The organism is Mycolicibacterium vulneris (genome assembly GCF_002104765.1).
Lineage (GTDB): Bacteria > Actinomycetota > Actinomycetes > Mycobacteriales > Mycobacteriaceae > Mycobacterium > Mycobacterium vulneris.
The window spans coordinates 1-20,138 of sequence record NZ_NCXM01000043.1 but is presented as its reverse complement, the minus strand read 5'-3'; the positions used below and the strand labels follow the sequence as shown (position 1 = coordinate 20,138).

Here is a 20,138-nt window from a genome sequence, read left to right as displayed (position 1 = left end):
TCGCGCGGAAAACACGCTGGGTCACGCTCATGCTGATAGGCGCCATCAACCTCTGGGCGACCCCGCTGGCTCAACTTCTTCGTTCTACTGCCCAAAGTCACTGCGTGGAATTGACTTTGGTCAACACCAGCGCCGCTTCGTTGTACGGAAACAGGCGGTAGAACACACGAGATGGCCCTACAACGAGCGTTGCGGCCTCAGCCTTACTCAGGAGGCGGGGATTGGCTAGCGCGATACTCTTGCCGCGCTTGTGCAGCACCGCCTGTCCACCGGCGAATACATTTTTCAACCAGTCCGATTTCAGCCCGTACCCGATGAGAACGACGAAGCCGTCGCGGATGGGAAAAACCAACAGCGGCGTTCGATAACGCTTGCCTGATTTGCGCCCGACATGATCGAGTGTCCCTTGGCCTGGGAGCCACGGCGTGATCGACCGAGCCGCTGGATTGGTGACTCGCCTATTGAAGTTTGCGACGGCCCTTGGCACCCGCATGGACCCCCCTCGCTCACAACCAAGCCCGAAAATTACCAGTATCCGCTAGAACGCTACGGCCTGTAGCGGATCGCTGTTACTAGGGAGCTAGCTGGCGCAAAGGCGGTCAGCCACTCTACGGACCGACGCGACGCGGTAAACGTCTTGCGCCCGGCCCTGGCGGCGGTCGGCCTCCCCGCGAGCCGGCCGGCCACAACCCTGAGGCATGGCGCCCGCGTGCCGGCTGTTGAAGGTGTCCAGCCGGCTGCACGGCCTAGGCAACTCTGTCGCGGCGCAACGGATTTCGCATGAAGCGAATTTATGCAGGTGTCGAAGTGATTGGGGCACAGCATGTTTACGTTGACGCGTGACCTGTATGGGATTGGGCTGCCCCAGCAGCGCCGGAGCAGGTTCCCGGCCGTCGCGGTCACCCAGATACCTTATGGGATAGCTCCCCTCTCCGGCGCGTAGGATCCCTATATGCGAAGGGCTTCCGTCGTTACATTCGCGGTTGGGTTGATTGTCGCAGTGTTCGGTCTGATCTGGGCGCTCCAGGGATTTGGAGTGCTTGGTGGGAGCCCGATGAGCAACACCACGACCTGGTCCATCATTGGTCCGATCACGGTGCTGATCGGCATCGTGATTGCGGTATTCAGTTGGCGGAAATTTTCGTCGAAATAGCGCTTCATGTCTCCACCACCGTGAAGTCCACGGTGTGCCAGCCGGTGGCGCCGTCGGGAACGGTACCAACCTGATCTGCTGTTTGGGTGCCGCCGGTGTTGTCGGTGGCGCGCACGGTGATGGTGTGTTTCCCTAGGCTTTTCGCCTGCCAGGGGAACCTCCACAACCGCCACGTCTCGTTGGAATAGCTCGCGCCCTGTTCAGCGGGCTGCCACACGCCATCGTCGATGAGGACCTCAACGGCCCGCACGCCGCGATTCTGTGCCCACGCGACACCGCCAAATACGACGGGCCCCATCGGCACTTTCTGACCACCTTTCGGCACATCGATCCGCGACTCGGTCTTGATGGGCCCACGCGGTGCCCAGCCCTGGCGCGTCCAGTACGCCGCTGCTCTGTCGAAGCGGGTCAGCTCCATCTCGACGACCCACTTAGTGGCCGACACGTACCCGTAGAGCCCGGGTACCACCAGCCGGGCCGGGTAGCCATGCTCGATCGGCAGCGGCTGACCGTTGAGGCCGACGGCCAGGAGCGCGTCGCGACCATCGGTGAGTGCCTGCACTGGCGTTCCGGCGGTGAACCCGTCGATCGACGTCGACAGCATCATATCGGCGTCTCCGTGCACACGGGCCACCGCAAGCAGATCAGCCACTCGGTAGCCTGTCCAGATGCCCGTCGAAATCAATGTGCCCCCAACGGGATTCGACACGCAAGTTAACGTCGTCACCGTTTCGACCAGGTCAAAGTGGGCGAGGTCGTCGAAGCTGTAGGTGGCTTCGTGGTCCACCATGCCGTGGATGCGCAGCCGCCAGTCGCCGTGGCTGAGTTGGGGAACACTGAGTGCGGTGTCCACCCGGTAAAAGTCGGCGCCGGCGGTGACAAAGCTCGGTAGCGCAACGCCGTTCGGTTGCACATCAGCAGGTATTGGTGGCGCCGATGTGCGCGGCCGGGGAAGTGTGAAGCTGTTGCGGTCAGCGGCCACCGAATGCACCAACCGCGTGACGACCGCACCCGCCACGCCACTCACTACTCCGAATCCGAGCAATCCCAACATGATCAACCTGCGCCGGCCGGCATCCGGCTCGTCGTGGTCGGCTCTGTCTCCCGGGTCTCCCAGGGCGGGCCAAAACCGACGGGTGAGCACGTGAAGGGTCGCCACGCCGCAGGCGGCGCCCGCGACGGTGGGGATGGTGTCGAGTGCTGTCGCACCCTGCCGCGACAGCACTGCAATGCATCCGAGGACGCCGGCCCCGCCGACCATGGCGCTACCGAGCGGGCGACGCTGAGTCTCGAGGGTCCCGGCGATTGCAGCGATCGTAGCGATCACCACGAGCACTACGACGGCCACGAAGAGTTTGTCCAGAGAGCCCAGGGTCTGAATGGCCCACTCTTTGATGGGACCCGGTGTCAGGTCGACGGCCATTGAGCCGACCGCAGCACGCGCATCGGCCCGCGCACCGAACGGTATGCCCACCAGCTGGGCTACTCCGAGCGAGACGGTCGCGGCGGCGACCCCAGCGATCATCCGCTCATTGGATGGGGCGACGACCATCGAACTACTGTACTCGCGTTCGCCTTAACAACCGCAAACATCTTGCCGTGCAAGCGAACCGGCGGCTTCGGCATGCGACCCGACTACCGGGGGCACGGTACTGGCGATCGAGCCTGACCCTGCACTGGGGCCACAGCCGTGACCTCGATCGGAGGTCCCAGCACGTCTGCAGTGATCGGCCCATACTGGAGGGGTCTCGGCGTTTCATCGGCCGTAAGTCGCCCGCACTCGCCGAGAAGCACTGACAGGACTTGCCCGGGTGGAAGTGGACATAATGATCGTCCTTTACGCATTGGCCGCAGCGTTCGGCCTTGGTGTGCTCTTGCTAGGCACAAACGTTCGGGTCGTCCAGCAATTCGAACAAGGCGTCGTCTTTCGTTTCGGACGTGCGCAAACCGGGGTCCGTGGACCGGGGCTCACGATGCTGATTCCAATCGCCGATCGCCTCAAGAAGGTGAACATGCAGATCATTACGATGCCGGTGCCCGCCCAGGATGGCATCACGCGCGACAACGTGACCGTGCGTGTGGATGCTGTCATCTATTTCAAGGTTGCGGATCCGGTGCGTGTGGTTGTCGACGTACAGGACTACGTGTCCGCTATTGGCCAGGTCGCGCAGACATCGCTGCGTTCAATCATCGGCAAAAGCGACCTGGACGACCTACTCTGCAACCGCGAGGGTCTCAATCAGGGCCTGGAGTTGATGATCGACAGCCCCGCGGTGGGCTGGGGTATTCACATCGACCGCGTGGAAATTAAGGATGTAGTACTGCCGGATTCGATGAAGCGGTCGATCGCGCGCCAAGCCGAGGCGGAGCGTGAGCGGCGCGCTCGGGTTATCACCGCTGACGGTGAACTACAGGCGTCTGAAAAACTGGCCCAAGCGGCCGAGACGATGGCAGTGCACCCGGCTGCGCTTCAGTTGCGGCTCTTGGAAACCGTGGTCGAGGTCGCCGCGGAGAAGAACTCGACCCTGGTGCTTCCCTTCCCCGTCGAACTGCTCCGGTTTTTGGAACGAGCAACACCGCAAGCCTCCGAGAGTCGGGACGACGAAGCCGCTATGCCCTCCACCTGAGCTGCGGCTCCGAAGACCGAGATGTCGACGCTGGACGAGCGATAGATCCCCGGAGACGCCAGCGGCCAGCGGTTTGGAAGTCGACACACGCATCGCGGATTCGGTATTCCGACTGAAACGAGTGGCCGTTCGAAACGGCTGAACCCGGGTGAGCTGGCCATGTTGGCCGACACACCTGACTCTCGTCGAATTACTCTTGGCCCAGCAAATCTCACGGAACCGCTGTGCGGGTTGTGCCGGCGTGGCGGGCCCGCTCGGCAGTGCGTTGTGCGGCCTCCGCATGCTCGGCGGCGGTGACGACCACCGCGTCAGACCCGGGGTACACCGTCGCCTCGTGCCCAGTCACCAGCCAACGCACCACGTATGGCGGCGAGCCGTCTTGCGAGCGCACCTCGATGATCTCAGCATGTTGATCATGCCGTTCCGTGGTTGTGCCCTTTACCACGAGGTAGTCGCCGACATTTGCCTTCATCGCCCGCCCCCTTCTCGTCCTGGTGAGACTGCGGACCCCTCCATCGTGCGCGCGTTCGTCACTTAACGGAAGTGTGAGTAACTACTGCAGCTTTCCGGCGACGAAGTCCGCGTTTGTAGGTCGGCGCGTAGCCCCACGTGGCTGAATTCCGACGCGGCAGCCGTGCGAAGCTCGCGCTCGGTTTCGCCACACTGTTTAAATTGTGCGCGTGGCAGCGCGCGCCGTCCTGGTCACCCCACTGTCGGGGCCGCTGGCCAGATTCGGCATAGCAGGGGCGAGCGCCCTTGCTCTCTGGGCTGACAGTTCCGGAGTAAGTCTGGAGGTCATCGACGCTTACCCCTCCGCGGCGTCCGCGATGCGGGCCGCGGAGGCTAGCCGGCCCAACGTGGTGTTCGGGCCGTACGGTTCGGGGCCCGCGCTCGCGGCCGCGGCCGCCAGCACAGGGGTCGTCTGGAACCACGGTGGCGCGACCGCCCGGCTGGCGCGGCCGGCGTATCCGCGTGTCGTCAACGTGGAGTCTCCCGCTTACCGCTATCTAGCCCGTGTGCTCGAAACACTTGTCGCCGACGGTCTTGGGGTGGGGTCAGAGGTGGTAATAGTGCACGTCGACACGGGATTTGGTCGCGAGGTGGCCGAAGGGGCGGCGACGGTCGCGCGGCGACTGGGTCTGCGGCGGCGGTCGGTCACTTTTCGGCCAGGCCGGGCCAGAGACATGCTGGCGCAGGTCCCGGCGGGCGATGTGCTGTTATCGGCCGGTTCCTTCGACGATGACGTCGCGATCGCGCAGTGGGCCAGCGAACACCGTTGGTGCGCAGTTGGATTGGTTGCCGCAGGGGTTGATGAGCTCCGGCATGCTATCGGTGATCGCGTGGAGGGGCTGTACGGACCGTGCCAGTGGTTCGACGACGGGACAGATGATCCCGCGGACGGACCCAACAGCGAGTGGTTCAGCCACCGTTACCGGGACGCGAACGGTACTGAGCCGCCGTATCCGGCTGCTGCGGCCTTCGCCGCGGGTGTCGTTTGGCAGCGCTGTGTGCAGGAAGCCGACACTAGTGAATCCTTGCCGGTGATGGCCGCGTCACAACAACTCGACACCACCACCTTGTTCGGTCGATTTCGTGTCGACCCGGTAACCGGCGTGCAAACCGGCCATCAGATTCGTATCGTTCAGTGGCGAGACGGACAGCGGGTGCTGGTCGATCAGCCACCTCGTCGGAAGTGAGCGCCAAAGTCACATCACCTCGTGCATGGGTCGGCGTGTTGGCGGCGGTCCGTCCCTGGCTAACCAGCTAACATCGGTCAGCTCGTCCCGTCGCGGCGGCAACGCGGCGTCAAGGGGCGAATCTGGCCCGTACTGAGCCCGAACCGAAGACGTACCGACAATGGTCAATTTCACCGTGTTACAGGCGATTTGAGCCGTCCCAAGTAGCGGTTTCGGCTGGTCGGCGCGGCGCTGGATAGGGACTGAATTCAACTGACGATTAGCGGGTGTGCGCCTGAGCGCCTGAATGGACCCGACATAGATGCGTTGCCGATTCCGAGGACCGTGGCGAATGAATTCAATTCCTATTAGCGCCTGTTCGGCCAACGACAACGAAAGTTGCGCCAAAACGCCAAAATCGAGCCTCGCCGTGCTAAAACCCGTACTAGGTCACCCTCTTCGGGCAGGGGGTTCACCCAATGCAATGGAGCTTTGGCGTGTTACCACACGAGAGGACTGTTATGAAACATATTGATCTGGCCATCAAGAGAAGCAACCTCGTACTCGTCCTCGCTCCCTGTTGATAAGGCAAAGACGCCATGGACTATGCGTTGCTCACGCCGGAGATCAACTCCGGGCGCATGTATGCCGGCCCCGGGTCGGGTCCGATGCTGGCCGCCGCGGCGGCCTGGGATGCGATAGCCGCTCAGCTGGAATCCGCTGCAAACGGCTATATTTCGGAAGTCTCGGGGCTCATGGGCCAGTGGTTTGGGCCGTCGTCGATGTCGATGTCCGCCGCGGCCGCACGCTATATCGGATGGCTGCAAGCCAGCGCCGCTCAGGCCGCGCAAACCGCCGGTCAGGCATATGCGGCGGCAGCAGCGTATGAGGCGGCCTTCGCGATGACGGTGCCGCCGCCGGCGATCGCGGCCAACCGCGCGCAGTTGATGGCGCTGATCGCGACCAACTTCTTCGGGCAAAACACCCCGGCAATCGCGGCCACCGAAGCTCAGTACTCTGAATATTGGGCCCAAGACGCGGCCGCTATGTACACCTACGCCGCCAACGCGTCGGCCGCGAGCACCTTGGCGTCGTATAACGAGCCGCCGCGCACCACCAACGAGTCAGGCCAAGGCGCTCAAGTACGAGCCATGGCGCAAAACGTCGGCAACACCACCAGCGGGCAGACCCAATCGCTGGTGCAGCAGGCGTCGACGAACACCACCGCCCATACCGTCAGCTACACCCCGCCGGCCAGCGCCGACCCCGACATCCCGGCCGGACAAACTGCCACCGTGCCGCCCGGCAGCATCATCAACGTCGGGACCAGCACACAGATGGTCGTCGGCAGCGGCTCGGTCACCATCGAACCCACCCCCGGCATCGGCAGCGGCTTCGAAGTCTTATCCACGTCTTCCATCATCCTCAACCCGGGCACCACCTTCTTTGCCGGCGCCGGCGGCCCGACGGGGTGGTTAGAGGGCGGCACCCCAGTCACCGGCCTCGTCACCGTCGGCGTCCAGTCCATCACCCTCACCCCCGCGCACCCCCTTATCGGGGGCATCGGCACCCTGTTCACCGGCTCCGTCACGCTCGGCCCCAACGGCGGCATCATCACCCTCAACGACACCGCCATCGGCTTCGCCGGCATCTCCGGTGCGACCATCACCAACCTCACCGGCACCGTCTCCTACACCAACGCATCGATACCGGGATTGGCCGCGTTGAGCACCACCCCCGGCCTGGCCGGAACCGCTGGAATTCAACCGCAATACAACGCGGAGGGGCTTGCGGACTGGGCGCGCAGGCTAGTTGGCGACGAAGTGCCGGCGGCCGGTTTAGGTTAAGGACAGCCCCGAAGACGGCGGGGTAGGGCGTTCACGCCGGTCAGGTGGAGCCGATGACGGGAATGACTCCAGGTGCCCGCTCCACCGTCGTCCAGTGACAGCCCGGTCTTTTCCTCGCCACAATCATTTCGGCATCACCACTATCACTAAGCTGCCGCTCATCGAGTACTGAGCTTCCGCTCATCTCATCGGGCTACAGCAAACGGACCAACGAAAGCGTTGGAGCGCAAGCAATCTAGATTTCCTTGGGTGGCGTAAGAATCACGTAAGTTTCTCACCGAGAAGGAACCGCAGAATCATTAGCCTCGTTACCCAGTCGAGAGAATGGCCTCGCCCGCCGATTGGGCACATGCCGGTGCATATCAACGCTGAGGTCCTGACGCACGAGGCCCCGGGGAGGAAAATATGGCGATTACTGACGTTCCGGCCTTCGCCCACTTAACCGACATTGACATCGAGAGTTTGGCCGTTGAGCTGGATGCGATCCGGCAAGACGTCGAGGATTCTCTGGGTGATAGCGACGCCCGCTACATCCGCCGCACCATCGCCGCGCAACGTGCCCTCGAACTAGCCGGTCGGCTCATGCTGGCCGGAGGCTCGAAGCGTTGGGCATGGTGGACCGGAACCGTGGCTCTGGGCTCAGCCAAGATCATCGAGAACATGGAGATCGGTCACAACGTCATGCACGGCCAGTGGAACTGGATGAACGATCCCGAGATTCACTCCACGAATTGGGAGTGGGACATGAATGCGGTCTCCAAACACTGGGTTGCGGGCCACAACGTCAAGCACCACAAGTACACCAACATCCTCGACATGGATGACGATGTGGGCTACTTCATCCTGCGGGTCACCCGGGACCAGCCATGGAAGCCGTACAATCTCGGCAATCTGCTGTTCAATACGCTCCTCGCCCTGGGGTTCGAGTGGGGAATCGGTTTGCAGACCATCGATCTGGAGAAGATCCTGAAGCCTGGCTCAGAGCGCGACTTCACCCTCGAGCAGACGCGCGAGTTCTCCGCCAAGGTCGGCGGTCAGCTGTTCAAGGACTACGTCGCGTTCCCAGCGCTCACCTCGATGTCGCCGGCAGCGACCTACAAGTCGACGCTGAAGGCCAACGCGGTGGCCAACGTCATCCGCAACGTGTGGGCCAACGCGGTGATCTTCTGTGGGCATTTCCCCGACGGTGCCGAGAAATTCACCAAGACCGACATGATCGGCGAAACCAAGGGCCAGTGGTATCTGCGGCAGATGCTGGGCAGCGCCAACTTTGAGGGCGGGCCCGTGCTGCGGTTCATGAGCGGCAATTTGTGCCACCAGATCGAACACCATCTGTTTCCCGACCTGCCGAGTAACCGGCTGCATGAGGTCTCGTTGCGGGTGCGCGCGTTGTGCGCCAAGTACGACTTGCCTTACACCACAGGCTCGTTCGCGATGCAGTACGGCAAGACGTGGCGCACCATCGCCAAACTGTCGTTGCCGAACAAATACTTGCGCGACACCGCCGACGACGCACCGGAAACCCGCAGCGAGCGGATGTTCGCTCACCTCGAACCCGGTTTCGCCGGGACGGGCCGGGTGACAGGGCGCCGCCGCGGGCTCAAGACAGCGATCGCAGCGGTGCGGGAACGGCGTGGTGTGAGAGTGAGCCGGTGAAGCTCGCAGCTACCCGTGATGCAATTCGCCGTGCTCCGGCTCAATCCGGGTGTTCTGCCGGATCAGCGACCGCGCCCGATGCAGGTGCTTGGCCGCCCACCGGCGATACGTCCGTCGAGCCCAGGACATCCGTTCCTGCGAACGCTCCGTACGGCGCACCAGCTCGAGGTCGACATGGTCGAGCTCCTCGGGCCCGATCTCGATTCGGTCGTGGCCGTGGATGAACTCCAACACCAGCGCATCGGGATCTAGCAGTTCGCGCTCCCACGCCTCGTGGTCATCGAGATCGGCGATGCCCATCGTGTCGGCGGCGTTGCGAAGCACCTCGCGCAGTTCGCCGTCGAGCAGTTGACGAAACGCGTCGGCGCCCTGCCGCGGGTTGGCGATCATCCACGAGTGGTATGCGTCCGGCACCATGTACAGCGTGGCGTCGGACTCCTCGGCGATGTCACGTGCGTGCGGGAACGGCACGATCAAGTCTTTTTCGGCGTGCACGACCATGGTGGGCATCCCCTCGTCGCGCATGGTGTGCAGCATCGGCGTGTAATCACCGGACTCGGTGATGGCCTTGATCGTCCGGACGGCCCCGAGGGGATAACGCAGGTTGGGCACCGCCACCGCGGCCAGCACGCGGAAATATCCGAGCTGCTCGCCGGGTGAGAGCTGCGTCGGGTCGCCCAGTGTGTCGCGGACCGCAGTGTAGGCCGCGCCCAACGCCTTGGTTGGAGACCGCACCAGTTTGGGGATCGTCGTGTCGAACCGGGCTCCGGCCGCCGGGTCGAACAGCACGGCGGCGAGTACCCGCTCGGGCGCGCGTGCGGCCAGCTGGATTGTCATCCGCCCGCCCATTGAATGGCCGACGAACAACGCCTGCCCGATCCCGAGGGCGTCCAGCGTGCGCAACACCGAATCGGCGCGGTCGGTGAAGGTGCACGCGTCGCCGGGCAGTCGCCCGGTGTCGCCGTGACCTGCGGCATCGACGGCGACGACCAGAAATCCCATCCCGGCGATCCGGCTGAGCATCCGCAGATATGCCCGACGACTCAGCAGGAGCCCGTGCATAAAAAACAACGGCACCCCGCGGCCGCCGACTGAAAGTCCGATCCGGCGTCCGTCATCGAGTTCCACGACATGATGGCTCAGGCGGATGCGGCTCGGTGATGTCTCCGTCATGGCCACGGCGGAATTCCCGGCCGGTCAGGCGTTAAAACGGTTGCAGACCAAATCCCGCGAGCCGGTATCGAGCAGCAAGCGTCGCGCTTGTCCGGCTACAACTGGGGTATCCGGTTGAGCAAGATGACGCAAATGTCCTATCGGAGCACAGACGAAGTCGACCCGTGCGTGCGTGTTTACGGGGCGCGGGTCCACAACTTGCGGGGGGTCGACGTCGTAGCGCCGCGCGACGCGCTGGTCGCGTTCACCGGAATCTCCGGATCCGGCAAATCGTCGCTGGCCTTCGGGACCATCTACGCCGAGGCCCAGCGCCGCTACTTCGAATCGGTCGCTCCGTACGCCCGTCGGCTGCTATTGCCGACCGGCGCACCAAAGGTGGATGACATCACCGGGCTACCGCCCGCCGTCGCACTGCAGCAGCGCCGAGGTTCGGCGACGTCGCGGTCGACGGTCGGCACCGTCACCACCCTGTCGAACCTGCTGAGGATGCTGTTCTCCCGCGCCGGCACCTATCCGCCGGGGGCCACGGAACGACTGGACTCCGATGCATTCTCGCCAAACACTGCGGTGGGCGCGTGCCCCGAATGCCACGGACTGGGACGAATCCACCGGGTGACCGAGGAGACACTGGTACCGGACCCCTCGCTGACCATCCGCGAAGGCGCCGTTGCCGCATGGCCGGGCGCCTGGCAGGGCCAAAACCTCCGCGACATCCTCGTCACGCTGGGCTACGACATCGATAAGCCATGGAACAAACTCCCTAAGCGGCAACGCAATTGGATCCTGTTCACCGATGAGCAACCAACAGTCGAGATCGATCCGAGCCGGCATCCCGTGCAGGCCGACTATTACTACAACGGCACCTTCTCCAGCGCCGAACGTCACGTCCGCCATACGCTGGCCAACTCCCATAGCGCGATGATGCGTCGCCGCGTACTGCAATTCGTCAACAGCGTCGAGTGCCCGGTGTGCGAGGGTTCCGGGTTGCGGCCGGAGGCGCTGAGGGTGACATTCGCCGGGCGCACCATCGCCGACTACACGGCGATGCCGTTGGCCGAGCTTGCTGACGCGTTGCGCCCGACGGCATCTCGGACCGATGCCGCCGCCGCCTACGAGTCGACGAAATCCGGTGAGCTGACCGAAGTGGCAACCATGATCGCCGCCGACCTCGTTGCGCGCCTGCAGGTACTCATAGATCTCGGCCTCGGCTATCTCACGCTGAGTCGCCGCACTCCGACGGTGTCGCCTGGCGAACTGCAGCGGTTGCGGCTGGCCACCCAACTGCGCGCCGGGTTGTTCGGGGTGCTCTACGTGTTAGACGAGCCGTCGGCCGGACTGCACCCTGCCGACGCCGAACCGCTACTCGAGGTGCTCGATCGCCTGCGGCGCGCGGGCAATTCGTTATTCGTGGTCGAGCACGACATGGACGTGGTCCGCCGTGCCGACTGGATCGTCGACGTGGGGCCTGGGGCCGGAGAGCTCGGCGGAGGTGTGCTCTACAGCGGGCCGGTGCCGGGTCTCGCCGACGTCGAGGGGTCGGTCACTCGTGAATACCTTTTCGAGGAGGCCAGCCCGTCGCCTCGTCAACCGCGCACGCAGTCCGGGTGGCTGCGGCTGCGCGGGATCTGCTTCCACAATTTGCGAGACCTCGACGTGGACCTGCCACTTGGGGTCTACACCGCGGTCACCGGAGTATCCGGGTCAGGCAAGTCGACGCTCGTCGTCAAGGTCCTCGGCGATGTCGTGCACAGCCAGCTCGGCACCGGGCGAGGAGCCGAGCCGGCCGAATCCGATGAGGACGAAACCGACAGTGGGATCGTCGATCTCGATCACGACGCGAGTGTCGGCGTGACGGCAGAGGGGGCCGAGGCGATCAACCGGCTGGTATCCGTCGACCAGCGCCCGATCGGACGCACGCCGCGCTCGACGCTGGCGACTTACACCGGCTTGTTCGACGCCGTGCGCCGCGAATTCGCCGCGACCCCGAAGGCGCGTCGCCGTCGGTGGAAGGCGGGCAGGTTCTCGTTCAACGTGGCCGAGGGTCGCTGCCCCACCTGTCAGGGAGAGGGGTTCGTCTCGGTCGAATTGTTGTTCCTACCAGGCACATACGCCACCTGCCCGGCGTGTCGAGGAGCCCGATACTCCGACGAGACACTCGAGGTGCGCTATCGCGACCGTACGATCGCCGACGTGCTCGCGATGACCGTCGATGAGGCCGCGGAGTTTTTTGCCGACGTCGCCAGCGCAGCGCGGAGCCTGACCACGCTGCAAGAGGTCGGACTGGGCTATCTCCGTCTCGGGCAGCCCGCGACCGAGCTGTCGGGTGGCGAGGCGCAGCGGATCAAGCTCGCCACCGAATTGCAGAGACCTCGACGGGGGCACACCCTCTACGTCCTCGACGAGCCGACCACCGGGCTTCACCCCGCCGATGTGGATCTGCTCGACCGTCAACTGCACCGCCTGGTCGAGGCGGGCAATAGCGTCGTGGTGGCCGAACACGACATGCGGATGGTCGCGGGGGCCGACTGGGTGATCGACCTGGGGCCGGGAGCCGGCAGCGACGGCGGACGGGTCGTTGCGGCGGGCCCGCCGAAGAAGGTGGCAGGTGCGAAGCACAGCCGCACGGCGCCGTATCTGGCGAGGCGCCTGGCGCGCGCCGAGTGCCTACCGGCTTAGGCGCCATCGCGAATCGAGTCAGGCAATCTGGACAACCGCTTGTTCGAAGTATTGGTTGTAGGCAAGGTAGACCGGTTTCTTCCCGGTCCGGTCGAGAAACTCTTGGAATGCCCTGAACTCCTGTTCCTCGGCGCCCGGGTAGTTATAAAACTCATCGAATACGATTACGGTACCTGACACGATGTTGTCGAACAGTTGGTTGAAAATATCGTTCGTCGACGCGTAAATGTCGCAATCGACATGTAGGAAAGCGATGGGAGTGGATTTCAGAACTCGGCTTTTGAACTCCGGAAGGGTTTCGTGGAACATGCCCTTTACCAGAGCTACGTTATGGAGCACCGGTGGCATCCACCCCTCGACGTTCGCCCGAAAAGTGCCTTGGGGAACGGTGATATCGGTGCGAGCCCATCGTTCAGGGAGGCCGTCGAAGGAATCGAATCCCCAGATGCGCCGCCGGGGATTGAGCGCGGCAATGAAGTTGATGGTTCTGCCGGTGCATACGCCCATCTCCAAAAATGCGCCCGGCAACGTAACGTGGTCAGAGCCGAATTTGAGCAATTCCGCATCGGTGTCGAGGGCCTGGGCATCGCCGAAGTGCTCGGTCACCATCGTCCGCGCTGTCGGCGATTCTCGATAGTCCTTGTCCATCGGGTAGAAGTTAAGGATTTGATGCCCATGATGCCATTCATCGCTCACGATCGGCATCTTCACCAATTGAGCCCAATTGAATCCGTTGCTACACGGATAATCTGACGTCATCGACGGCTCCATGCGCTCAACCTCCTCGCCGGAAGACGCAGCATGATTATCGGCAGCGTAGAGGCTTGGCACGTCATTCACGATGGATTGTGAAATCCGATCGACACCGGTGGTAGATCGTCGAGATCCCAGGGTCCGACGGTCACACTCACGCGCGCCATCGCCGCGAAACTTCCGTCACCTGCCGAGCCGCCCGGTCCGGCTACGGTACTGCGGCGACATTGCTACTTCGACACGAAAATTTGAGTCACCGGAACGGCCGGTGGCGCAGTACTCTTATGTGCCAGCATCTCCATAAAGGAGCGGGATCGTGCGGTCTCAGAGAGTCGTCGTCAGTCGGCCGGATCGGCTCCCGTTGGCCGCTCGCGCGTCCGCGGTGCCCGCAACAATCCTCGACCTAGGCGGTCGGTATCCAGGGGCCGCAGTGTTGCTCGCGGCGCCGCTCACAGTCGCCGGTATCTGGGGAATGGTCACCCGCCCCTCCTTGGCGCTGCCGCTGGTACTGCTGGTCGGCGTGGCCTTGGTGTTGGCCGATTTCCTAGCGGGCCCATACAGAGTGGCTGAGCAAAAAGCCAGGGCCGCGGCCGGCGCCCCGATGCGGAACCGTCAGCCGCTCGTTAATCACCCCAGGCCGCCGTCCAAGCAGAAGCCGCCGCGACCCAAGGTCGAAGCTCACGCGGGGGCCGAGGCCGAGGCCGCCGCCGCCCAGGCGCTGGCCGCCGAAGCCGAAGCGGTGGCCGCCGCAGCGCGGGCGCGGGCAGACGCGGCCGCCGCCGAAGCGCTGGCCGCGGAAGCGGAGGCGCTGGCCGCAGAAGCCGAAGCGCTGGCCGCCGAGGCGCGGGCGCAGGACGAAGCCGCCGCGGCCGAGGCGCTGGCCGCCGAGCCCGAAGCGGTGGCGGCCGAGGCTCAGGCGCAGGCAGAGGTCGCCGCGGCGGAAGCGCTGGCCGCGGAGGCGCGGGCGCGAGAGCGGGCGCACGCGGAAGCCGCGGCCGCCGAAGCCCTGGCCGCCGAGGCGCACAAGCGGGCAGAAGCCGCCGAAGCCCAAGCCCTGGCCGCCGAAGCCCGGAAACAGGCCAAAGCCGCCGAAGCCCACGCCCTGGCCGCCGAAGCCCGGAAACGGGCACTAGACGCCGAACCCGAAGCTTTGGCCGCCGAGGCGCGGGCGCAGGCAGAGGCCACCGAAACTGAAGCCCTGATCGCCGAGGCGCGGGAACGGGAACGGGCACGCGCAAAGGCTGCCGAAGCCGAGGCGTTGGCCATCGAGGCGCGGAAACAGGCGGAAGCCGCCGAAGCGCAGGCGCTGGCCGCCGCAGCGAGGAAGCGGGCAGAAGCCGCCGAAATCGAGGCCCTCGCGGCCGAAGCTCGCAAGCGGGCAAAGGCCGCCGAAGCGGAAGCGCTGGCGGCCGAGTCGCGGGCGCGCGCCGAAGCCGCCGAAACCCAGGCCCTGGCAGCCGAGGCGCGGGCGCGGGAGCGGGCGCGTGCGGAAGCCGCCGAAACCGAGGCCCTCGCCGCCGAGTCGCGGGCGCGCGCCGAAGCCGCCGAAACTCGCGCTCGGGCCGCCGAGGTTTGGGCGGGAGCAGAAGCCGCCGAAGCCCAAGCTCGGGCCGCCGAGGCGCGGGCGAAGGCAATCCGGCTGCGCCTTGAGGCTGAAGCCAAAAACAGGCGGCCGCCGCAAGGGGACCAGCCGTAGCCGGTGGCGCGGCGTCCGCGAACACGCTGAACGGACGCGAGTAGCGGCGTGTGGCCGGAAGTGTGGAAAATCGGCACCTGGGTATCCCAGCGGGCGTATGTCTACGGCACGGATACAACCGGATCAGCGCGAACTCGACGGTGTCCAACGGATCGTCGATGCCATCTCCCAGGCGTTCGCCGCCAAAATCGTCGGGCAGCGTGACCTTCGCGAGTCGTTGCTCATCGGTCTGCTGGCTGGCGGCCATGTCCTGCTCGAAAGCGTGCCAGGCCTGGCCAAGACCACCGCCGCCAAGGTGCTCGCCGAGTCGATTCATGGCCGCTTTCAACGCATTCAGTGCACGCCGGACCTGCTGCCCAGCGACATCATCGGCACCCAGATCTACGACTCGGCGACCAACTCCTTCGTCACCCAACTGGGACCGGTGCACGCCAACATCGTGCTGCTCGACGAGATCAACCGGTCCAGTGCCAAGACACAGAGCGCGATGCTCGAGGCGATGGAGGAGCGGCAGACCACGATCGCCGGGCAGGTCCACCCCCTTGCAGACCCGTTTCTGGTCATCGCCACCCAGAACCCCGTCGACCAGGAAGGCACCTATCCGCTCTCCGAGGCGCAGACCGACCGTTTCCTGCTCAAGGAGATCGTGCGCTACCCCTCCCCGCAGGAGGAGGTGGAAGTCATGTCGCGGATCGACGCCGGCGTCTACGACAGGGGGCAGCCGACGGCGCCGGTGGTCAGCCTCGACGACGTGTTGCGCCTGCAGGAGGTGGTGCGTCACGTCCACATGGACCGTGCGCTGATGCTTTACGCCAGCCAACTGGTCGACGTGACCCGCCACCCCGCGCGGGCGCTGCCCAAGCAGATCGCGCGCCTGGTCGAGTACGGTGCCAGCCCACGCGCCACCATCGCGTTCTGCAAGGCGGCCCGGGCGCAGGCGGTGCTGGCCGGGCGCGCGCACGTGCTCCCCGAGGACATCGCGAAGCTCGCGCACCGGGTGCTGCGGCACCGGCTCATCCTCGGCTTCGAAGCGGCCAGCGCCGACATCAATGCCGAGGTCGTGGTCGACGCCGCGCTGCGGGCCGTGCGTGTGCCCTGAGGCCAATCGTGGGTAAGCACCTCAACCGGGCGAAGGCGCACTTCGGCACCGACACCCGCGGCCTGCTCGAAGGCGGCCGCTACGCGCTATTGCACACGCGCAGCATGGAATTCGACGACCTACGCCCGTACGTTCCCGGCGACGACGTCCGAGACATCGACTGGAAGGCTTCCGCACGCTCGGGCGGCGTGCTCATCAAACGGTTCGTGTCCGAAAAGCACCACAAGATCCTGCTCGTCGCCGACGCCGGTCGCAATATGTCCGCGCTCGCCCCGAGCGGGGAATGCAAACGCGAAATCGCCGCGCACATCATGGGCGCGGTGGGGCTGATCGGCCTGCGGCGGTCCGACCAGATCGGCATGGTCTACGGCGACCGTCGCGGCAGCGTGAACATCCCGCAGCGGCGCGGCGAGTCGCACATCGAGGGACTGCTGCACCGCTGGTACCAACACACCACGACCGGCCCCGGTCGCAGTGACGTTACCGCCCAACTCGACTACGTCGCAACGCATTACCGGCACGCCATGCTGATCATTGTCGTTTCCGACGAACCGGAGGTCGACGACCGGCTCAGCGAAGTGCTCACCCGACTGACCGGGCGCCACGACATCATGTGGGCGATGGTGTCCGACATGCCCGCGGTGGGTCCCGACAACACCGACGGCTACGACGTCGCCACCGGTCGCTTCGTCCTGAACGGAGCCGACCTCGGCCCCCGGGTGGTCACCGCGTACCGCCGCGCCGAGCAGAGGCGGCGGAACCGCCTCGATGCGTTCCTGACCGCCCACGCCATTCCGTACGCGACTATCGCCGGCAGCAAGGACATTCGGCGCGAGCTCGTTCGCCTGACCGAGGTGGCGGCCCGTGCCGGATGACCTGCTGCGCCATGTGTTCGGTCCGCAGCCGTACTCGTCGGCGTGGCTTTGGCTGGCTGTACTGTTGATCCTTGCCGTGTTCGGTTGGTATGCGGGTGTTTTCGTGTGGACACTGCCGTCGGACCGGTTGCGCCGCATCCCGGTTGTGCGGCGAGTGCATGCCTGGCTGATCCGCAACCAATTCGCCCGCCACGTGCAGGGTATCGCCGACGAGCACATTGCCGGGCGGATGTCGGCTCCGGCGGCGTGCGCGGCGATCAGCCGGACGCTGCGCAGTTTTCTGCATCAGGCGACCGGCACACGGGCGCAGTATCTGCAGATCGCCGCCGTGGCCGACGGGGACCTGGCCGCCGCCGCGCCGCTGCTCACCCGGCTCAATGACGGGCAGTTCAATTCAGAGACGCAGGTCGACGTCGATGACGTGAGTGCTCGGGCGCAGGAGTTGATCCGCGCATGGACCTGAGGTGGTGGCCGGTCGCGCTCATCGGAGTGACCTGTTTCGTCGCAGTTGTCGCCCTGGCGGCGTTACTGTCGATGACCGCTACCCGCCGGCAGCTGCGCCCGCTGGCCAACGTCGCACGACTGACCCGGTTGCCCGAGTACGCGAAAGTAGCGCGGTTGCGGTCGCTGTCGACGATTGTGACGTTGGTGGTGCTGACGGTCATGTTCGGCGCCGCGACGTGGGCCGCGGCCCGTCCGAGCGTGACGACCAACGATTTCGACACCGCCCACCCCGAGGACATCATGTTGTGCGTCGGGCAGCCGGTGGCCGACGCGTCGACGGCGGACCTGCTCGACTACTTCGCGCGCCAGACCACGAATTCCCCTCCGGCCCAACGCATCGGCCTGACGTCGGCCAACCGTCGCCTGGTGCCGCTGACGCGCGACCATCAGTACGTCGTCGGCCGGTTCGGCGACTATACCGGCGCCCACGAGGCGCCATCGGCGTCGTTCGCCCCTGCGGTGCCGTATACCGACTACGCCGCAAGCGTGAATGACGTTCTTGCGCTGTGCCTCTCCGGCTTTCCTACCGCCGAGCAGCGCGCCACACACCGGCGCTCGGTCATCTATCTCGGGCCGTCGGATCTTCGCGCCGCGGGGGAGCAGCGTCCCGCACTGTTCACCGACGGCAGCCTCCGGGCCCTGGTCGAGCGGGTTGGGGCCCAAGTCAACGTGATCGACACCGCCGTCTCACCCGCGAGCCCTGCGCTGGTCACGCTCGCCAACCAGACCGGCGGCCGGTACGTCGCCCCGGGAGCCAAATCGGTGACCGCGGCGCTCAACGAGATTCGCGCGCACGCCCCACCGGCGCGCCGTGCCGACGGCACGGTCGTGACCGCGGACTTCCGCGACGCGCCGGTGGTACCCCTGGTCATCGCCTTGTTGTCGGCGGCCGTGCTGTCGGTGGCCCTCTTGGTGTTACGCCGATGACGTTTCAACCCGTATTGCCGTGGCCGATCCTTGCGGTCGTGGCCGGCGCGCTGTTGCTGGCGCGCGTGGTGGCGCTGCGACAGGTGTTGCTCTCGGCGGGACACCGGCGGGGTCGCGCGGTACTGCGCTGGAGTGCCGTGACGTCGGCGGTGCTGCTGCTCATCGCGGCGACCACCCGCCCGGCGCTTCTTGGCAACGAAAACGGCCAGGGCGCAACGGCCGCCGCCGGCGCCAATCTCAACGTGTTCCTGGTCGTCGATCGCTCGGCAGGCGCAAATGCCGAGGACCACGGCAACGGCGAACCGCGGATCTCGGGCATGGGCGACGACATCGCGGCGTTGATCAAGCAGTACCCGGCGGCACGATACGCGCTCATCGACTTCGGCTCGAAAGCCGCCCTGGATTGGCCGCTGTCCGAGGATGTTTGGAGCCTGCGCCCCACCATCGCGGCCCTCGGCTCGCAGAACGCGGCTTCCGACGTGAACGCGGGCGCGGCGGACAACGTGCTCCGCTATCAGCTGATCCAGGCGACGCAGCAATACCCGGGTTCGCGGAACGTGGTGCTCTACTTCGGCTTCGGTGCACCGGGTTCGCGCACGCCCCAGGGCGACTTCAACCTCATGGGAGGTTCGGTGGCCGGGGGAGCGGTGCTGGGTTACGGCAGCGGCGACGCGATCGACGAGTCCGAATTACGCAGAATCGCAGCACAACTCGGTGTCCCGTACGTACACCGCGAGCTCGGTCAGCCCTTCCAGGTTGGACTGCCCGACACACCGGGTAGCAAAGGGGATGCCGCCGACCGGACCGAGCTGTATTGGCTGCCTGCCCTGCTCGCGGCCGGACTGCTGCTCGCCGAGATCTACCTGTCGGTCCGAGAGTTCCGGCGCGGCCGCATTGCCCGACGGGACCTGGCGTCGTGACGCGCAGGCCGGCTCGGTTGGGGCTGCGACGGCGGCTCCTCGTCTACTCGGCGCCGGTCGTCACTGTCGCGCTGCTGGTCGCAGTCAAGCTGTTGTCGGTTGTGCTGGCCGGCAATTCGGCGGCTGGCGCCTTTGCGAGCCGCGACGGAGACGCGATGGCGGCCGACGCGGCGATCCTCGGCTTGGTCAACGTGGTGGAACCGGCGAGGGCGCCGTTCGCCGCGGGCGCAGCCGCCGTGCTCGACGGCCGGCTCGAGGATGCCGACGCGCACTTCGCCGACGCGCTGGCCCGAACCGACGTGGCGGGCTCGTGCCCGGTGCGCGTCAACCTCGAACTCGTCCGCGAAACCCAGGGCGACCGGGCCGCGGCGGCAGGAGATCGCGCACGCGCCGACGAGCGCTACGCGAGCGCGCTGGCCATCGTCGACGCCGCGCCGCACGCATGCTTCGCCGGCAACACCGACCCGGATCCACAGCGGCACGCCATCCGAGACGACGCCGCAAACCGATTGGCGGCCAAGAGGACTGCGCTCAACGCCCCGCCCCCGGCAACGCC

18 protein-coding genes are annotated in these 20,138 nt (G+C 65.6%); 13 read left to right on the top strand and 5 right to left on the bottom strand.

What is annotated here, in order from left to right; all coding sequences use genetic code 11:
* Window positions 1-97: 97 nt before the first annotated feature.
* A complete protein-coding gene (locus B8W69_RS27195; RefSeq protein WP_085292793.1) occupies window positions 98-493 on the bottom strand; it encodes a nitroreductase family deazaflavin-dependent oxidoreductase in 396 nt (131 codons plus the stop codon).
* A gap of 459 nt (window positions 494-952) precedes the next feature.
* Here B8W69_RS27195 and B8W69_RS27190 point away from each other — a divergent pair, with 459 nt between their 5' ends.
* The gene (locus B8W69_RS27190) at window positions 953-1,153 is read left to right on the top strand and encodes a hypothetical protein (protein ID WP_085292792.1); all 201 of its coding nucleotides are present in this window, start codon (window positions 953-955) and stop codon (window positions 1,151-1,153) included.
* Between the two features lie 4 nt (window positions 1,154-1,157).
* Here B8W69_RS27190 and B8W69_RS27185 read toward each other — a convergent pair whose 3' ends face one another.
* Entirely contained in the window at window positions 1,158-2,705 is a 1,548-nt protein-coding gene (locus B8W69_RS27185) for a molybdopterin-dependent oxidoreductase (RefSeq protein ID WP_439330647.1), read from the bottom strand.
* A 274-nt stretch (window positions 2,706-2,979) separates the two neighbouring features.
* Here B8W69_RS27185 and B8W69_RS27180 point away from each other — a divergent pair, with 274 nt between their 5' ends.
* Complete coding sequence (locus B8W69_RS27180; RefSeq protein WP_085292790.1) at window positions 2,980-3,780, top strand: SPFH domain-containing protein; 801 nt, start codon at window positions 2,980-2,982, stop codon at window positions 3,778-3,780.
* A 211-nt stretch (window positions 3,781-3,991) separates the two neighbouring features.
* On the opposite strand, the gene B8W69_RS27175 is transcribed toward B8W69_RS27180, so the two are convergent.
* On the bottom strand, window positions 3,992-4,252 hold the full coding sequence (locus B8W69_RS27175; RefSeq protein WP_085292789.1) for a DUF1918 domain-containing protein: 261 nt from the start codon (window positions 4,250-4,252) through the stop codon (window positions 3,992-3,994).
* Window positions 4,253-4,454: 202 nt separating this feature from the next.
* On the opposite strand from B8W69_RS27175, the gene B8W69_RS27170 reads away from it, so the two are divergent.
* From B8W69_RS27170 to B8W69_RS27160, 3 genes are all read left to right on the top strand, one after another.
* Window positions 4,455-5,477, top strand: coding sequence for an ABC transporter substrate-binding protein (locus tag B8W69_RS27170; protein WP_085292788.1), 1,023 nt, complete (start codon window positions 4,455-4,457; stop codon window positions 5,475-5,477).
* Window positions 5,478-6,055: 578 nt separating this feature from the next.
* Window positions 6,056-7,303 carry a PPE family protein gene (locus B8W69_RS31875; protein ID WP_085292787.1) on the top strand — a complete coding sequence of 416 codons (1,248 nt, stop codon included), beginning with the start codon at window positions 6,056-6,058 and terminating at the stop codon, window positions 7,301-7,303.
* Window positions 7,304-7,708: 405 nt separating this feature from the next.
* Window positions 7,709-8,959 (top strand): fatty acid desaturase family protein, encoded by a 1,251-nt coding sequence (locus tag B8W69_RS27160; RefSeq protein WP_085292786.1) that lies wholly within the window; start codon window positions 7,709-7,711, stop codon window positions 8,957-8,959.
* Window positions 8,960-8,968: 9 nt separating this feature from the next.
* On the opposite strand, the gene B8W69_RS27155 is transcribed toward B8W69_RS27160, so the two are convergent.
* On the bottom strand, window positions 8,969-10,132 hold the full coding sequence (locus B8W69_RS27155) for an alpha/beta fold hydrolase (RefSeq protein WP_165762709.1): 1,164 nt from the start codon (window positions 10,130-10,132) through the stop codon (window positions 8,969-8,971).
* 123 nt (window positions 10,133-10,255) lie between these two features.
* On the opposite strand from B8W69_RS27155, the gene B8W69_RS27150 reads away from it, so the two are divergent.
* Window positions 10,256-12,808, top strand: a complete 2,553-nt coding sequence (locus tag B8W69_RS27150; protein WP_085292810.1) for an excinuclease ABC subunit UvrA — start codon at window positions 10,256-10,258, stop codon at window positions 12,806-12,808.
* An 18-nt stretch (window positions 12,809-12,826) separates the two neighbouring features.
* Here the strand turns inward: B8W69_RS27150 and B8W69_RS27145 are convergent, their stop codons facing one another.
* On the bottom strand, window positions 12,827-13,639 hold the full coding sequence (locus B8W69_RS27145) for a TylF/MycF/NovP-related O-methyltransferase (protein WP_133058034.1): 813 nt from the start codon (window positions 13,637-13,639) through the stop codon (window positions 12,827-12,829).
* Window positions 13,640-13,877: 238 nt separating this feature from the next.
* Here B8W69_RS27145 and B8W69_RS30790 point away from each other — a divergent pair, with 238 nt between their 5' ends.
* The 7 genes from B8W69_RS30790 to B8W69_RS27105 all read left to right on the top strand — a co-directional run.
* Entirely contained in the window at window positions 13,878-15,257 is a 1,380-nt protein-coding gene (locus tag B8W69_RS30790) for a hypothetical protein (protein ID WP_165762708.1), read from the top strand.
* A gap of 97 nt (window positions 15,258-15,354) precedes the next feature.
* Window positions 15,355-16,356 carry an AAA family ATPase gene (locus B8W69_RS27130; protein ID WP_085292781.1) on the top strand — a complete coding sequence of 334 codons (1,002 nt, stop codon included), beginning with the start codon at window positions 15,355-15,357 and terminating at the stop codon, window positions 16,354-16,356.
* A gap of 8 nt (window positions 16,357-16,364) precedes the next feature.
* Window positions 16,365-17,231, top strand: a complete 867-nt coding sequence (locus B8W69_RS27125; RefSeq protein WP_085292780.1) for a DUF58 domain-containing protein — start codon at window positions 16,365-16,367, stop codon at window positions 17,229-17,231.
* The gene (locus B8W69_RS27120) at window positions 17,221-17,694 is read left to right on the top strand and encodes a hypothetical protein (protein WP_085292779.1); all 474 of its coding nucleotides are present in this window, start codon (window positions 17,221-17,223) and stop codon (window positions 17,692-17,694) included. Before B8W69_RS27125 ends, B8W69_RS27120 begins: the two co-directional genes overlap by 11 nt.
* On the top strand, window positions 17,685-18,662 hold the full coding sequence (locus B8W69_RS27115; protein ID WP_085292778.1) for a hypothetical protein: 978 nt from the start codon (window positions 17,685-17,687) through the stop codon (window positions 18,660-18,662). The genes B8W69_RS27120 and B8W69_RS27115 overlap by 10 nt, the downstream gene beginning before the upstream one ends.
* Window positions 18,659-19,582 carry a vWA domain-containing protein gene (locus tag B8W69_RS27110; protein ID WP_085292777.1) on the top strand — a complete coding sequence of 308 codons (924 nt, stop codon included), beginning with the start codon at window positions 18,659-18,661 and terminating at the stop codon, window positions 19,580-19,582. Before B8W69_RS27115 ends, B8W69_RS27110 begins: the two co-directional genes overlap by 4 nt.
* Window positions 19,579-20,138, top strand: a 560-nt coding sequence (locus B8W69_RS27105; protein WP_181447499.1) for a hypothetical protein, incomplete at its 3' end; no start/stop codon positions are given. The genes B8W69_RS27110 and B8W69_RS27105, both read left to right, overlap by 4 nt.